Here is a 13418-nt window from a genome sequence, read left to right as displayed (position 1 = left end):
GCCGCCGGGGGGCGCCCCTGCCGTCAGTTCGGCGGCACCCAGCAGTCGCGGCCATGGCCGCGCAGCACCTGGCAGAAGCCCTGGGCGTCGGCCGGCGTCTCGAAGCCGCCGGTGCGCAGGCGCCAGAAGGTGCCCTTCGGCAACTCGGCATGGGCCAGGATCGGGTCGCGCCCGTCGAACTGCCCGGGAAGCTGGCTGCGCAGCGACGACCAGTAGACCCGCGCCGCGCTTTCCGTCGGCAGCGCGCCGACCTGCACGACGAAGGACGTGCCGCGCGGCGCGCCGGCCGCCTCGGTGCGCGCAGGGCGGGGCTCGGCGTCGGGCTCCGCGGCACGGGCGGCGGGCAGCACGACCGAGGTGACGAGCATGCCGGAGGCCATCGGCGCCGGCCGCGCCACGGCGGGCACGACGACCGGCGGGGCCGGCGGCGCGTCGGTGGCGACGGGGGCCTGGCGCTCCGCCGCCGGTATGCGGGCCGCCGCGGCGCTGGGCTGCGGGATCAGCAGGGCCGTCACGACCATCGGCGCGAAGCCCGCGGCCTCGGCCGTCCTGCGCGCGGCAGGGGCCGGCGCGGCCGCGGGCACGGCCGGCGCCAGGGCGAGCCCGGGCTCGGCCGTCGGCGGGAGGGCAGGCGCCGCCGCCGGCGTCGGCACGGCGGGCAGCGCAATCACGGGCGGCGGTGCGGGGCTCGCTGGCACGGGGATCACGGACACGGCCGGCACGGTGTCGGGCGCTGCCGCCATGCTGCCGACCGGCTCGCGCGGGGGGAAGGCGGAGGGCACGGGCCGCACCGGCAAGGGCGCGACCGAGGTCGCCAGGGGCGAGGAGAGCTCGGTCGGCGGCGGCAGCAGGATGGGCTGGCGCGGCGGAAGCCCGGCGGGGAGAAGCTCGCGCTCCTCCGGCGTGGCCTGTGCCAGGAGGCGCGGCGGCTGCGGGGCGAGCGGCCAGCCGGCCGACGCCGCCGTCGCCGCGCCGCGGCCGGTGTCGAGCGGGAAGAGCGGGGTGGTGTCGGCGCCGCGCCCCGGCTCGGCCGCGGCGAAGGCGCCGGCCGGCGCGGGCTGTGCCGGCGCGACACCGAGCGTGGCGCGCAGCGACGACGCGGCCTGGCGCAGCTCGGCGGGGTCGCCGGCAATCGCCACCGGCCGGGCATCGCCGGCCATGCTGCGCGCGATGGCGAGATTGTTGGCGACGCGCGCCGGGGCGTCCGGGCGCTGCGACAGCGGCTCCAGCACGGCGAGCGCTTCCTGCACGCGGCCCGTCAGGATCAGCGACATCGCGAGGTTGTTCTGCACCGCGACCCGGTTGGGCGCGAGGGCGAGGGCGGCGCGGTAGGCCGCCTGCGCCTCGTCGTGCCGGCCGATCATGTCGAGCGCGAGGCCGCGCCCCTCCTCGGCTTCCGCGCCGGGTTCGATCCGGGCGGCCTGGTCGAAGAGGGCGAGCGCGACCTGCGGCTGGCCGCCGCGCAGCCGCAGCCGGGCGAGCTCGCGCGTCAGCGCGGGATGGTCGGGCGAGCGGAGCAGCGCGGCGACGATGACCTGCTCGGCCATCGCGGGCTCTCCGGCGCGGGCGAGCGCGGCGGCGAAGCGGGCCTGCGCGTTGAGGTCGTTCGGCGCCGCGGCGGCGCTGCGGCGGATGGCGGCAAGGCCGGGGTCGGCGAGCGTCGCGGTGCCGGAGACCGTGAAGGCCTGCCGCTGCGCCTGGCTGGCGCCGGCGCCCTGGCCGGGGATGGCGCTGCCGTCGGCGCAGGCGGCCAGCGCCGCGAGGCTGCCGAGCATGGCAGCGCGGAGAGGAGGGGCGGCCTGCGCCGCGCGTCGAGAGGGGGTCGTGCGCATGATGCTGGGATGGTGCTCCCCACACCGGAGTCGTTCAATTAGTCGCGTAACATCAACCGTGGCGCAGGGGCAAGCAATGGGATCGTGGAGAAGCGGGCGCGCCCCGCCCCTCACGGCAGGCCCTGGCGGAAATGCGCGATCATCGCCCCGAGCGTCAGCACCGACAGCGCCGTCGTCGCCACCACCGCGCTGCCCGACCGGTCCGCGCCCGTGGCGTAGCGCCGCGCCAGGATGAAGGCGTTGGCGCCCGTCGGCAGGCCCGCCATCGTCACCGCGACCGCCGTCTCGACCGGCGTCAGGCCGAGGGCGCGGCAGAGCGCGAAGGCGACCGCGGGCATCGCGACCAGCTTGACCGCCGCGATCAGCGCCGTCTCCCGCCAGAACGAGGCCGCGGACAGCCCGACCAGCGACGCGCCGAGGCAGAACAGCGCGACGGGGGGCGAGGCGGCGCCCAGCATCTCCAGCGTGCGGCGCAGCGGGCCGGGCACGGGCAGGCCGGTGGCGTTCCAGACCATGGCGAGCAGCACCGCGACCAGCACAGGGTTGCGCGCGACGCCGGTGACGGTCGCGCGCAGCACGCGCCCGATCGGGGCGGAGGCGGCGAGCCCGATCTCGATCGCGACGGTCGCCATGCCGATGATCGCCACGGTCTGCACACCGAGGATCGCGAGCAGCGGCGGCAGGCCGGGCTGGCCATAGGCCGCGACGATCAGCGGGATGCCCATCATCACGGTGTTGCCGAAGACGCAGGCGAAGGCGAAGAGCGCGGCCTCGGGCAAGGCGAGACCCATGGCGCGCCGGCCGACCGCGAGCATCGCCAGGAACACCGCGACGCCCGCGACGAGCGTCACCAGCGCGGCGCCGCCGGCGGGCTCGTGCGGGCGCGTGCCGCCGGAGAACAGCAGGGCGGGCGCGGCGAAGGCGAAGACGAAGAAGGCCAGGCCCTTCAGCGCCAGGTCGTCCACCAGCTTCAACCGCGCCGCGGCATAGCCCAGCGCGATCAGCGCGAAGACCGGCAGCACGACCTCGACGATGGCGGCCATCGGCGGGTCAGCCTTTCAAAAGGCCCGCGACGAAGGCATCGAGCCCGGGCTGGCGCGTCCGCGCGCTGCGCGCGGCGTGCAGGATGGCGCGGACCTCGGCCACGGTGCGGTCGAAGTCGCGGTTCACCAGGACATGGTCGAAATCGGTCCAGTGCGCGATCTCGGCCCGCGCGACCTCGAGGCGCCGCGCGATCTCGGCCTCGCTCTCCTGCGCGCGGCCGCGCAGGCGGCGTTCGAGCTCGTGCAGCGAGGGCGGCAGCAGGTGGATGCCGACGACGTCGCCGGGCAGCTTATCCCGCAACTGCCGGTGGCCCTGCCATTCGATGTCGAAGAGCACGTCGCGGCCTTCGGCCAGCGCGGCCTCCACCGGCGCGCGCGGCGTGCCGTAGGAACGGTCGAGGAAGCGGGCGTATTCCAGCAGCTCGTTGCGCTCGACCATCGCGTCGAACTCGGCGGGCTGCCTGAAGAAGTAGTGCACGCCGTCGAGCTCGCCGGGCCGTCGCGCGCGGGTGGTCGCGGAGATGGACAGCGACAGATCCGGCTCCATCTCCAGCAGCGCGCGGGAGACCGAGGTCTTGCCGACGCCGGGCGCGGAAGAGAGGACCAGGCAGACGCCGCGGCGCCGCATCGTGCTACTCGACATTGGCGGACTGCTCGCGCAGGCGCTCGATGGCGGCCTTGAGCTCCAGGCCGAGCCTGGTCAGGCCGACGCTCGCGCTCTTGCTGCAGAGCGTATTGGCCTCGCGCACGAATTCCTGCGTCAGGAACTCCAGCTTGCGGCCGATGGCGTCGCCGGACCCGATCAGCCGCCGCGCCTCGTTGACATGCGCGGCCAGGCGATCGAGCTCCTCGCGCACGTCGGAGCGCTGTGCCAGCAGCGCCACTTCCTGTGCGAGCCGCTCCTCGGGGATGCGGGCGCGGACATCGCCCTCCCCGAGGATCCTGGCCAGGTTCTCCATCAGGCGCTGGCGCTGCGCCTCGGGCTGGGTCGCGGCCTCGGTCGCCGCGGCCTCGCGCAGGGCGGCGATCTCGTCGAGCAGCGCGCCGAGAATCGTGGCGAGCTGCGCGCCCTCGCGCGCGCGGGAGGCGGCGAGGCCCTTCAGCGCGGCCTCGAAGGACGCCAGCAGCGCGGCGCGTTTCGCCTCCTCCTGCCCGTCGTCGGGCTCGGCGGCCTCGGCGCGCAGCACGCCGGGCAGCGACAGGATCGCCTCGGCCCGCGGCGGCGGGCCGCCGAGGCGCTGCGCGACGGAGGTCGCGAGCGCGATCGCCTGCTCGAGCGCCGCCGGGTCCGGCGTCAGCCGCGGCGCGCGTTCCTGCCGCGTGACGTTGAGGCTCGCGGAGACGTTGCCGCGCTTCAGCGTCTTCGCCGCGGCCTCCCTCAGCGCGGGTTCCAACGCGTCGAGGCCGTTCGGCACGCGCAGGCGCAGGTCGAGTCCGCGGCCGTTGACGCTGCGCAACTCCCAGACGAAGGAGGTGCCGTCGGGCAGCGTGCCGCTTTCGCGGGCGAAGCCGGTCATGGAGGCGAGGCTGGTCATGCGCCGGTTTGTCCCTCCGGTCGGGGCGGAGGGCAAGGCATGACGGGCTATCCCTGGAAATCCGTGCTGATCACCGGGGCGTCCTCCGGGTTGGGGCGGGCGCTGGCCGAGGAAGCCGCCGGGCCGGGCGTGACGCTGCACCTGTCGGGCCGCGACGCCGCGCGCTTGGCCGAGGCCGCCGACGCCTGCCGGGCGCGCGGCGCGGCGGTGCATGAGGCCGTGCTCGACGTGACCGACGCGGCGGCGACGGCGGCGCATGTGCAGGGCGCGGGGCGGCTCGACCTCGTCATCGCCAATGCCGGCATCTCGGGCGGAACCGGCGGAGCGACGGAGCCCGCGAGCCAGACCCAGCGGATCTTCGCCACCAACGTCACGGGCGTGCTGAACACCGCGCTCCCGGCGATCGAGGTGATGGCGGGACAGCCCCCCGGCCGCGACGGCATCCGCGGCCGCGTCGCGGTGATCGCCTCCATCGCCGCCTTCGTCGCCGCCCCGGGCGCGCCGGCCTATTGCGCGTCGAAGGCCGCGGTGCAGCGCTGGGCGGAGGCGCTGGACGCGACGGAACGCCGGCGCGGCGTGCGGCTGCACGCGGTCTGCCCGGGCTATGTGCGGACGGCGATGACGGCGCGGAACGCCTTCCCCATGCCCTTCCTGATGGACTCCGACGACGCCGCGCGCCGCACCTATGCCGGCATCGCGAAGGGGCGCCTGCGCGTGGTCTATCCGCTGCCGCTCTACCTCATGGCGCGGCTCGTCGGCGGGCTGCCGCCGGCGCTGCTTCACGCCCTGTTCAACCGGATGCCGGCGAAACAGGCGTTGGATTGATCGGGGTCAAGGCAACAGGTCCCTCGGCGCGCCACCGTCGCGGCCGCGCCCGGATGCTCCCGATCGTCCGGGTCCTCATGCAGCCAGAGGAGGACCAACCATGTCGCAGACCCTGCCCAGCAATCCCCGCGAGAGCGATCCCTTCACCTCGCTCCGCCGGGGCATGGACCGGCTGTTCGACCAGGTCATGGGTGGCGGCTGGGGCAACCTGCCCGCCGCCTTCACGGGCCCGGGCATCATCAGCCCGCGCGTGGACATCGCCGAGAGCAGGAACGGGCTCGAACTCACCGCGGAACTGCCGGGCATCGAGCCGAAGGACGTCTCGGTCGAGATTGAGGACGGCGTGCTGACGCTGCGCGCCGAGCGCAAGGTCGAGCGGAAGGAGGAGGACAAGGAGAAGCGCTGGCACCTGGTGGAGCGCCAGTCCGGCACCTACCTCCGCCGCTTCGCGCTGCCCTTCGACGCCGACCCCGACAAGGTGGAGGCGCGCTTCGACAAGGGCGTGCTGCATGTCGCGATCCCGCGCCCGGCGGAGCCGAAGCCGGCGGCGAAGCGGATCGAGATCAAGGGGTAGGCGCTGATGGCCCGGGGACGGCGCTGCCCTCCCCGGGTCGTCCGCGCCTACCTACGAGCCGGCCGCGTCGTCGCCAGCCACACGCCCGCCAGCACGATCGCCCCGCCGACCAGCACCAGCGCCGAGGGCCACTCCCCCAGCAGCAGCGCGCCGACCGCGGCCGCGAAGGGCGGCTGGAGGTAGCCGACCATCGACGCGTCGGTGACCCGTGCGCGCGCCAGCAGCGAGAGGAACATCGTCAGCGGCAGCGCCGAGGCGAAGATGCCGAGCAGCGCGATCACCAGCAGGCTCGACGCCGGCACGTCATAGGCGCCGGCGGGCGCGAGGGGCAGCGAGATCAGCAGCGCCACCACGCCGGAGACGAGCTGCTGGCCGAGCGCGAGCTGCGCCGGCGAGTCCGGCCGCATGCGCCGCGCGTAGATCGTGCCGAGCGCGTAGGAGAGCGTCGAGAGCAGCACCAGCAGCCCGCCCTCGAAGGAGGCGCGCCCCGAGACCGCGTCGGGGCCGAGGATCACCGCGATCCCCGCGAAGCCCGTCAGCAGCCCCGCGACCGCGCGCGGGCCCGGCTGCTCGTCGCGCAGCAGCACGGTCGTCATCAGCGCGACGACGAGCGGCGTCGCCGAATGGATCAACGCCGCCGGCGCCGCCTCGATCGAGCCGAGCGCGGAGGCGGTGAGCAGGTTGGGCACCCAGCCATTGGTCGTGCCCATCACCAGCCAGTCGCGCAGGCGCAGCCGGCCGCCGAGCCGGCGCGTGACGAGCAGGAAGGCCAGCACGCCTGCCGCCGCGAAGAGCCCGCGCAGCGCGGCGAGCGCGAGGGGCGACATATCCATCGCGACCAGGCGGAGCAGCGGGAAGGAGGCGCCCCAGAGCCCGCCGATGACGACCAGGCGCCACCAGAGGGCGGGGCCGGTCAGGGTCATGGGGTGCGGTGGCGCGGGTTGATGCCCCCTCCCCAGCCCTCCCCCGCAACAGCGGGGGAGGGGGAAGAACGAGCGGTAGAGGGGGCGGGCGCACTTACCGGCCACCGTTGTTGCCGGGGCCCAACGCACCTCGTTGGCGCCGGAGCGGTCGGGTTCAGCCGACTGCGGCCAGGCTGGCCGGGAGGGGGCAAGGCGTTCACGGCGTCAGCGCTGCGCCGCGCCGTTCGAGCCCGTGCGTCCCCGCTCGATCTCGCGCCAGCGCGCGACGTTGCGGTTGTGCTCCTCCAGCGTGCGGGCGAAGGCGTGGCCGCCGGTGCCGTCGGCGACGAAGAACAGGAACTCCGTGGATTCGGGCTGGGCGACGGCGCGCAGCGCGTCGCGCCCGGGGCTCGCGATCGGGCCGGGCGGCAGGCCGCGGATGCGGTAGGTGTTGAAGGGGTGCTCGCGGTCGAGGTCGGCGCGCGTGATCGGTCGGTCCAGCACGCCGCCGTCGGCCGCGGCATAGGCGGCGGTCGGATCGGATTGCAGCGGCATCCCGCGCCGCAGGCGATTGACGAAGACGGCGGCGACCCGGGGGCGTTCCTCGGCCTTGCCGGTCTCGCGTTCCACGATGGAGGCGAGCACGAGCATCTCGCGCGGCGAGGCGAGTGGCAGGTTGGGCGCGCGGGCGGCCCAGGCCTCAGCCAGTGCCTGGTCCATCGCGGCATCGGCGCGGCGGACGACCGAGGCGCGGGTATCGCCCCATTGCCAGGCATAGGTCTCGGGCAGCAGGGCGCCCTCGTCGAAGGCGGGCGTCTCCCCGGTCAGGCCCTCGGTACGTTCGATTAGGGTGGCGATCTGCTTCGCGTTCAGGCCCTCGGGGATGGTCAGGCGGCGCTGCACGGGGCGGGCGTGGCGGAGGATCGACAGCACGTCCTGCAGGCTCGCGCCGGCCGGGAAGACGAACTCGGCGGCGCGGAGGTTGCCGTGGCCGCGCGTCGCATAGGCCGCGAGGACGAAGGCGCGGGGGTCGCGGATGACGCCGCGCTCGGCCAGCGCGTCGGCGATGACGGTCAGGCCGCCGCGCGGGACGATGATCTGGGCGGGCTCGGCGAGCGGGCCGGGGGCTTCGTAGGCATGACGCGCGTAGTACACGCCGCCGCCGGCGAGCACCGCGAGCAGCAGGACAAGGGTCGCGGCGAGCTGGAGGAGACGGCGGCGCATGTCAGCCTAGGTGCCGTCAGCCGCGCCTTCCCGCAAGGCAGCGTGCCGTACGGCGTTGTCGCCGTCGATTTGGGTTGATCCGGGAATGCACGTCTTCCTTGCGCTGCTGGGCGTGGTGCTCGCCTTCGCCGTGCAGCTGCGCGCGGACGACCTGCTGAGCAGGGCGCGATGGTTGCATGTCGTGTCGGAGGCACCGAAGCTGATGCTCGCCGCACCCGGCGAGAACCACCCGGTGCTTGTCTTCATGGACTGCGTGCCCGGTTCCGGGACGGTGCGCGTGACGGTGGAAGCCGGCTTGGCGGTCGAGGCGGGTCAGCGGGTCCGGCTGTCGCTGCGCGCTGGCCGCCGGCTCGAGCCTGGCGGCGGAATCGCCGGCGCTGTCGCGTCCGATAAAGCGCGGGCTGCGGACCATGTCTCAGCCCCTGCGAGCCTTCCGCGCGGCCTGCGCGGCGCCCTGATCAGGCGGCGCGCTTGAACACGATGCTCGCGTTCGTCCCGCCGAAGCCGAAGCTGTTGGACAGGGCGACGTCGATCTTCCGCTCCTGCGCGACCTTCGCGACGCGGTCGATCGGGCTTTCCTTCGACGGCTCCTCGAGGTTCAGCGTCGGCGGCGCGACGCCGTCGCGGATCGCCAGCACCGAGAAGATCCCCTCGACCGCACCTGCGGCGCCCAGCAGGTGCCCGACGGCGGACTTGGTCGAGGACATCGCCAGGCCCTTCGCCGCATCGCCCCAGAGCCGCTCCACCGCGCCCAACTCGATGTCGTCGCCCATCGGGGTCGAGGTGCCGTGCGCGTTGACGTACTGCACCTGGTCCGGCGTCACGCCGGCAGAGGCCAGCGCGGCGCGCATCGAACGGAAGGCGCCGTCGCCGTCCTCGCTGGGCGCCGTGATGTGGTGCGCGTCGCCCGACATGCCGTAACCCACGACCTCGGCGTAGATCTTCGCGCCGCGCTGCTTCGCGTGCTCGTACTCCTCGAGCACGAGCACGCCCGCGCCCTCGCCCATGACGAAGCCGTCGCGGTCCTTGTCCCAGGGGCGGGAGCCCTTGGTGGGCGTGTCGTTGAAGGCGGTGGAGAGCGCGCGCGACGCGCAAAAGCCCGCCATGCCGATCTCGCTGACCGCCGCCTCGGCGCCGCCGGCGACCATGACGTCGGCGTCACCCAGCGCGATGAGGCGGGCGGCGTCGCCGAGCGCATGCACGCCCGTGGCGCAGGCCGTGACCACGGAGTGGTTCGGGCCCTTGAAGCCGTACTTGATGGAGACGTGGCCGGAGGCGAGGTTGATCAGCGCGGAGGGGATGAAGAAGGGCGAGAGCCGCCGGAACTTCCCTTCCTTGATCAGCACCGAGGCCTCGTAGATCGTCGGCAGGCCGCCGATGCCGGAGCCGATCATCACGCCAGTGCGGACGCGGTCGGATTCGGCCTCGGGCGTCCAGCCCGCGTCCTGCACCGCTTCCTCCGCCGCGACGAGCGCGAGCTGGATGAAGCGGTCCATCTTCTTGACGTCCTTGACCGGGATCCACTCGTTGAGGTCGAGCTTCCCTTCGGCCTTGGGGCCGGCGGGCACCTGGCCCGCGATCTTGGCGGGCAGCGCGCTGACGTCGAAGGACTGGATGGCCCCGATGCCGCTGTCGCCGCCGGTCAGGCGCTTCCAGACGTGCTCGACGCCGACCCCGAGGGGGCAGGCGATTCCCATGCCGGTGACGACGACGCGGCGGGGCGCGGCGAGATGAGCGAACACGTCCTAGGTTCCCCCTGCGGTCAGGCGGTGCCGGGGCCGGCGATGGCCCGCGCTGCGGGCCGGCCCGGCGCCCTTCGATGGCATGAACGCGAGGCGCCCATGCCAGCCGACATCAAGCCGCCTTCTGCTTCTCGATGTAGTCGATCGCGTCCTTGACGGTCGTGATCTTCTCGGCGGCGTCGTCGGGGATCTCCACGCCGAAGGCCTCCTCGAAGGCCATCACCAGCTCGACGGTGTCGAGGCTGTCCGCGCCGAGGTCGTCGATGAAGGAGGCCTCGGGCGTCACCTTCGCCTCGTCCACGCCGAGGTGCTCGACGACGATCTTCTTCACCTTCTCCGCGGTGTCGCTCATGGACCGGGGTCTCTCCTGCTGCGGTCTTGCGCCCGCGTCCGGCGGGGGCATGGAAACTTTTTTCGACTCGGCATGCCGAGCCTGCGGCGTGGCGTCCCGGCGGGCCGGGGCGGCGCGGCTCTAACATGGAAGCGTCACTTGGCCTAGGCGGGGGCGATACGCAAGCGGGTTGCGGCGAAAGGGGGGCGGTCCGGGCCCGACCCGGGGTTGCCCACGCGGGCGTGGCGGAACCCCGGGGTGGGGCGAGGGGTTCTGGCGGGACCGGAACGGAACGTCACGGAGAGAACGTCATGAACAACATCATCTACCTCGTCGGGCTGGTCGTCGTCGTGCTGGCGGTCCTGGCGTTCTTCGGATTGAGGTAGGACGCTTCGACGCGGCACGGCTCCCGCCCCCGCTTCGTGCCTCCCTCCTCCGTTGGCGGGGGAGGGATGGGGTGGGGGTGCGGAGATGAAGGGGCGCACTGCACGGAGCACCCCCTCCCTGACCCTCCCCCGCCTGCGGGGGAGGGAAACCGGGACGCGGCGAAGGGCGACCCCCTCAGAACATCGCCATCCCACCATTGACGTGGATCGTCTGCCCCGTGACCCAGCCCGCCTCGTTGCTCGCGAGGTAGGCGACGGCAGCGGCGACGTCCTCGGGCGCGCCCATGCGGCCGGAGGGGATCCGCGACAGCAGCGCGGTCCTCTGCACCTCGTTCAGGGCATCCGTCATGCCGGTCTTCACGAAGCCCGGGGCGACGACGTTGACCGTGACGTTGCGGGTCGCGACCTCCTGGGCGAGCGACTTCGACATCCCGATCAGCCCGGCCTTGGCCGCGGCGTAGTTGGCCTGGCCGGCATTACCGGTGACGCCGACGATGGACGCGATGGAGACGATCCGGCCCCAGCGCTTCTTCATCATCCCCCGCAGCGCGGCGCGCGCCAGGCGGAAGGGGGCGTTGAGGTCCACCTCCAGCACCGCGTTCCAGTCGGCGTCGCCCATGCGCAGCGCCAGCATGTCGCGGGTGAAGCCGGCGTTGTTGACGAGGATGTCGAGCGACCCCAGCGCACCCTCGACCTTCTCCACCAGCGCGGCGGGGGCGGCGGGGTCGGCGAGGTCGGCGGGCGCCACCATCACGCGCTCGCCGCCCAGCGCCTCCGCGACACGGGCGAGTTCGGCCTCGCGCCGGCCGGTCAGCGCGACGGTCGCACCCTGGGCGTGCAGCCCCCTGGCGATGCCCTCGCCGATTCCCCCGGTCGCGCCTGTGACGAGGGCGACCTTGCCGGTCAGGTCGAACATGGCGCGCATCCCTTCAGAGCGTCTTGAGGAAGGCTTCGATATCGGCGGGCGTGCCGACCGCCTCGGCCTTCGCCTCCGGCGCCAGGCGCTTCATCAGGCCGGTCAGGACCTTGCCGCTGCCGATCTCGACGAAGCGGTCGCAGCCCATGGCGCCCATGGCCAGGATGCACTCGCGCCAGCGCACGGTCCCCGTGACCTGCCGCACCAGCAGGTCGCGGATCTCGGCGGGGTCGGTCGCCTTGGCCGCGGTCACGTTGGCCACGACCGGCACGGCGGGCGCGCGCATCGCGGCGCTCTCCAGCGCCTCGGCCATGGCGTCCGCGGCCGGCGCCATCAGGGCGCAGTGGAAGGGGGCCGACACGGGCAGCTTCATCGCCCGCTTCACGCCGGCCTCCCTGGCCTTCTCGATCGCGCGGTCCACCGCGGCGACGGCGCCGGAGACCACGATCTGCCCGCCGCCATTGTCGTTGGCGACCTCGACGACTTCCTTCTTCCCGGTCTCGGGGTCTTCGGCCGCGGCGGCGCAGATCTGGCGGGCCTGGTCGAGCTCGGCGCCGAGCAGCGCGGCCATCGCGCCGGTGCCCGGCGGCGTCGCCTTCTGCATGGCCTCGCCGCGCAGCCGCAGCAGGCGGGCGGCGGTCGGGACGTCGAAGGTGCCGGCGGCGGCGAGTGCCGCGTATTCGCCGAGCGAATGGCCGGCGACGAGCGCGACCCGGTCCTTCAGCCCGAAGCCGCCTTCCCGCTCCAGCGTCCGCAGCACGGCCAGCGACACCGCCATCAGGGCGGGCTGGGCATTGGCCGTCAGCGTCAGCTCCTCGGCCGGGCCCTCGAACATCAGCCGGGACAGCTTCTGCTTCAGCGTCTCGTCCACCTCCTCGAAGACCTCGCGGGCGGCGGGGAAGGCGGCGGCGAGGTCGCGGCCCATGCCGGGGGCCTGGGACCCCTGTCCGGGGAAGGTGAAGGCGAGTGCCATGACGGGACCGTGAGACCTGTTCGGGGTCGCGCGGGGTAGGGCTGGGGGAGGGCGGGCGTCAAGGGTGGGGGTCCGCCTCCCGGGTGTTTGGCGCCCGGCCGTCTCGCGGCCTCATGCGCTTCATGGGAAGACGCGCAGCCAGTCGTTCTTCATCGAGATGAGCGGCCAGCCCCATTGCGGCGCGAGGGTCAGCCCGCGGTCCAGCCGGCCGATATGGGTGTCCCGGTCATAGGCGAATTCGCGCGCGGCATCGTCGTGATGGACGAACATGCCGAGCCGCGCGCCGCGCCCGGTGGTCGCGTATTGCAGCATCTCGATGTCGCCGTCGGAATTGCCGAAGGCGATCTGCGGCCGCTGGCCGATGAAGCGGCCGATCCCCACGGGCTTGCCCGGGCCGTCGTCAACGGCCTCGGCCTCCGGCAGGCGGAACAGCTCGGAGCTGCGGTCCGCGCCGAGCCGGAACTCCGTCTTCCCGACGGAGCCGACGACGCGGTCGATCGGGACGGCATAGGTCGGTGCGCTGAAGGCACGCACGAATTCCTGCCCGCCTCCGGTCACGATCCACACCGCGAAGCCCTCGCGCCGCAGCAGGCGCATGACCTCGAGCATGGGCTGGTAGATGAGCTGGGTGTAGGGCCGGTTGAAGCGGGGATGCCGCGCCGTGGACAGCCACTGCGTGACGATGCGCTGGAACTCGGCCTGCGACATGCCGGCATGGGTGACGGCGATGATCTCCGCCAGGCCGCGCTCGCCGCCGGCCATCACGGCGCGCATGTCGCCGTCGACGGCTGCCTTCAGGATCGGGCGCTGCAGCAGCGCGGGATCGCGCGCGGCCATCTCCTTCAGCCGGTCGATGGCGAAGGCGAACTGCGTGTAGAGCGGCTGCTCGACCCAGAGCGTCCCGTCATTGTCGAAGACGGCGACACGCTCGGCGGGAGGGACGCGGTCGGGGGTGCCGTCGCGCACGCTGCGGCGGATCGCGGTGAAGATGGCGCGCTTGGCCGGCCCGTCGCGCCAGGACGGCAGGGGATCGCGCGGCGGCGGCTCCTGCGCGAGCGCATCACCTGCCATCAGGGAAGCGGCGATTCCTGCAGTCAAGGCGCGCCGGCTGACGCGCAGGAACTCGTCGGGCACT

15 protein-coding genes are annotated in these 13418 nt (G+C 73.7%); 4 read left to right on the top strand and 11 right to left on the bottom strand.

Annotation, left to right across the window (positions count from 1 at the left end; translation table 11 throughout):
• Nucleotides 1–23 precede the first annotated feature (23 nt).
• The 4 genes from ACLF3M_RS00685 to ACLF3M_RS00670 all read right to left on the bottom strand — a co-directional run bounded on the left by ACLF3M_RS00685 (nucleotide 24) and on the right by ACLF3M_RS00670 (nucleotide 4410).
• On the bottom strand, nucleotides 24–1832 hold the full coding sequence (locus ACLF3M_RS00685; RefSeq protein ID WP_430654906.1) for an SPOR domain-containing protein: 1809 nt from the start codon (nucleotides 1830–1832) through the stop codon (nucleotides 24–26).
• A 110-nt stretch (nucleotides 1833–1942) separates the two neighbouring features.
• Entirely contained in the window at nucleotides 1943–2875 is a 933-nt protein-coding gene (locus ACLF3M_RS00680) for an AEC family transporter (RefSeq protein WP_430654905.1), read from the bottom strand.
• Between the two features lie 7 nt (nucleotides 2876–2882).
• Nucleotides 2883–3518 carry a guanylate kinase gene (gene gmk / locus ACLF3M_RS00675; RefSeq protein ID WP_430654904.1) on the bottom strand — a complete coding sequence of 212 codons (636 nt, stop codon included), beginning with the start codon at nucleotides 3516–3518 and terminating at the stop codon, nucleotides 2883–2885.
• Nucleotides 3508–4410, bottom strand: coding sequence for a YicC/YloC family endoribonuclease (locus ACLF3M_RS00670; RefSeq protein ID WP_430654903.1), 903 nt, complete (start codon nucleotides 4408–4410; stop codon nucleotides 3508–3510). Before ACLF3M_RS00670 ends, gmk begins: the two co-directional genes overlap by 11 nt.
• A 39-nt stretch (nucleotides 4411–4449) precedes the next feature.
• On the opposite strand from ACLF3M_RS00670, the gene ACLF3M_RS00665 reads away from it, so the two are divergent.
• Together ACLF3M_RS00665 and ACLF3M_RS00660 are read left to right on the top strand one after the other, a co-directional pair.
• A complete protein-coding gene (locus ACLF3M_RS00665) occupies nucleotides 4450–5235 on the top strand; it encodes an SDR family NAD(P)-dependent oxidoreductase (protein ID WP_430654902.1) in 786 nt (261 codons plus the stop codon).
• Nucleotides 5236–5335: 100 nt separating this feature from the next.
• Complete coding sequence (locus tag ACLF3M_RS00660; protein ID WP_430654901.1) at nucleotides 5336–5809, top strand: Hsp20/alpha crystallin family protein; 474 nt, start codon at nucleotides 5336–5338, stop codon at nucleotides 5807–5809.
• A gap of 47 nt (nucleotides 5810–5856) precedes the next feature.
• On the opposite strand, the gene ACLF3M_RS00655 is transcribed toward ACLF3M_RS00660, so the two are convergent.
• On the bottom strand, nucleotides 5857–6732 hold the full coding sequence (locus ACLF3M_RS00655; RefSeq protein ID WP_430654900.1) for a DMT family transporter: 876 nt from the start codon (nucleotides 6730–6732) through the stop codon (nucleotides 5857–5859).
• A 204-nt stretch (nucleotides 6733–6936) separates the two neighbouring features.
• The gene (gene mltG, locus ACLF3M_RS00650; RefSeq protein WP_430654899.1) at nucleotides 6937–7935 is read right to left on the bottom strand and encodes an endolytic transglycosylase MltG; all 999 of its coding nucleotides are present in this window, start codon (nucleotides 7933–7935) and stop codon (nucleotides 6937–6939) included.
• Nucleotides 7936–7945: 10 nt separating this feature from the next.
• Between mltG and ACLF3M_RS00645 the strand changes: the two genes are divergently transcribed.
• A complete protein-coding gene (locus ACLF3M_RS00645) occupies nucleotides 7946–8410 on the top strand; it encodes a hypothetical protein (RefSeq protein ID WP_430654898.1) in 465 nt (154 codons plus the stop codon).
• On the opposite strand, the gene fabF is transcribed toward ACLF3M_RS00645, so the two are convergent.
• A complete protein-coding gene (fabF, locus tag ACLF3M_RS00640) occupies nucleotides 8394–9677 on the bottom strand; it encodes a beta-ketoacyl-ACP synthase II (protein ID WP_430654897.1) in 1284 nt (427 codons plus the stop codon). The genes ACLF3M_RS00645 and fabF overlap by 17 nt on opposite strands.
• 112 nt (nucleotides 9678–9789) lie before the next feature.
• A complete protein-coding gene (locus tag ACLF3M_RS00635; protein WP_270935769.1) occupies nucleotides 9790–10029 on the bottom strand; it encodes an acyl carrier protein in 240 nt (79 codons plus the stop codon).
• Nucleotides 10030–10250: 221 nt separating this feature from the next.
• On the opposite strand from ACLF3M_RS00635, the gene ACLF3M_RS00630 reads away from it, so the two are divergent.
• Nucleotides 10251–10394 (top strand): hypothetical protein, encoded by a 144-nt coding sequence (locus tag ACLF3M_RS00630; protein ID WP_430654896.1) that lies wholly within the window; start codon nucleotides 10251–10253, stop codon nucleotides 10392–10394.
• 175 nt (nucleotides 10395–10569) lie between these two features.
• On the opposite strand, the gene fabG is transcribed toward ACLF3M_RS00630, so the two are convergent.
• The 3 genes from fabG to ACLF3M_RS00615 form a co-directional block, all read right to left on the bottom strand.
• Nucleotides 10570–11310, bottom strand: coding sequence for a 3-oxoacyl-[acyl-carrier-protein] reductase (fabG, locus tag ACLF3M_RS00625; RefSeq protein WP_430654895.1), 741 nt, complete (start codon nucleotides 11308–11310; stop codon nucleotides 10570–10572).
• 13 nt (nucleotides 11311–11323) lie between these two features.
• On the bottom strand, nucleotides 11324–12283 hold the full coding sequence (gene fabD, locus ACLF3M_RS00620; RefSeq protein ID WP_430654894.1) for an ACP S-malonyltransferase: 960 nt from the start codon (nucleotides 12281–12283) through the stop codon (nucleotides 11324–11326).
• Between the two features lie 120 nt (nucleotides 12284–12403).
• Nucleotides 12404–13417 (bottom strand): HAD family hydrolase, encoded by a 1014-nt coding sequence (locus tag ACLF3M_RS00615; RefSeq protein ID WP_430654893.1) that lies wholly within the window; start codon nucleotides 13415–13417, stop codon nucleotides 12404–12406.
• Nucleotide 13418 lies beyond the last annotated feature (1 nt).

This window comes from Falsiroseomonas sp. HW251 (genome assembly GCF_050563545.1).
Lineage (GTDB): Bacteria > Pseudomonadota > Alphaproteobacteria > Acetobacterales > Acetobacteraceae > Falsiroseomonas.
This window is presented reverse-complemented; position numbering and strand designations above follow the sequence as displayed.

What these genes read in the sequence shown, in the direction of transcription:
- ACLF3M_RS00685 (WP_430654906.1), bottom strand. Translation starts at nt 1,832, where the DNA reads ATGCGCACGACCCCCTCTCGACGCGCGGCGCAGGCCGCCCCTCCTCTC.
- ACLF3M_RS00680 (WP_430654905.1), bottom strand. Translation starts at nt 2,875, where the DNA reads ATGGCCGCCATCGTCGAGGTCGTGCTGCCGGTCTTCGCGCTGATCGCG.
- gmk (WP_430654904.1), bottom strand. Translation starts at nt 3,518, where the DNA reads ATGTCGAGTAGCACGATGCGGCGCCGCGGCGTCTGCCTGGTCCTCTCT.
- ACLF3M_RS00670 (WP_430654903.1), bottom strand. Translation starts at nt 4,410, where the DNA reads ATGACCAGCCTCGCCTCCATGACCGGCTTCGCCCGCGAAAGCGGCACG.
- ACLF3M_RS00665 (WP_430654902.1), top strand. Translation starts at nt 4,450, where the DNA reads ATGACGGGCTATCCCTGGAAATCCGTGCTGATCACCGGGGCGTCCTCC.
- ACLF3M_RS00660 (WP_430654901.1), top strand. Translation starts at nt 5,336, where the DNA reads ATGTCGCAGACCCTGCCCAGCAATCCCCGCGAGAGCGATCCCTTCACC.
- ACLF3M_RS00655 (WP_430654900.1), bottom strand. Translation starts at nt 6,732, where the DNA reads ATGACCCTGACCGGCCCCGCCCTCTGGTGGCGCCTGGTCGTCATCGGC.
- mltG (WP_430654899.1), bottom strand. Translation starts at nt 7,935, where the DNA reads ATGCGCCGCCGTCTCCTCCAGCTCGCCGCGACCCTTGTCCTGCTGCTC.
- ACLF3M_RS00635 (WP_270935769.1), bottom strand. Translation starts at nt 10,029, where the DNA reads ATGAGCGACACCGCGGAGAAGGTGAAGAAGATCGTCGTCGAGCACCTC.
- fabG (WP_430654895.1), bottom strand. Translation starts at nt 11,310, where the DNA reads ATGTTCGACCTGACCGGCAAGGTCGCCCTCGTCACAGGCGCGACCGGG.
- fabD (WP_430654894.1), bottom strand. Translation starts at nt 12,283, where the DNA reads ATGGCACTCGCCTTCACCTTCCCCGGACAGGGGTCCCAGGCCCCCGGC.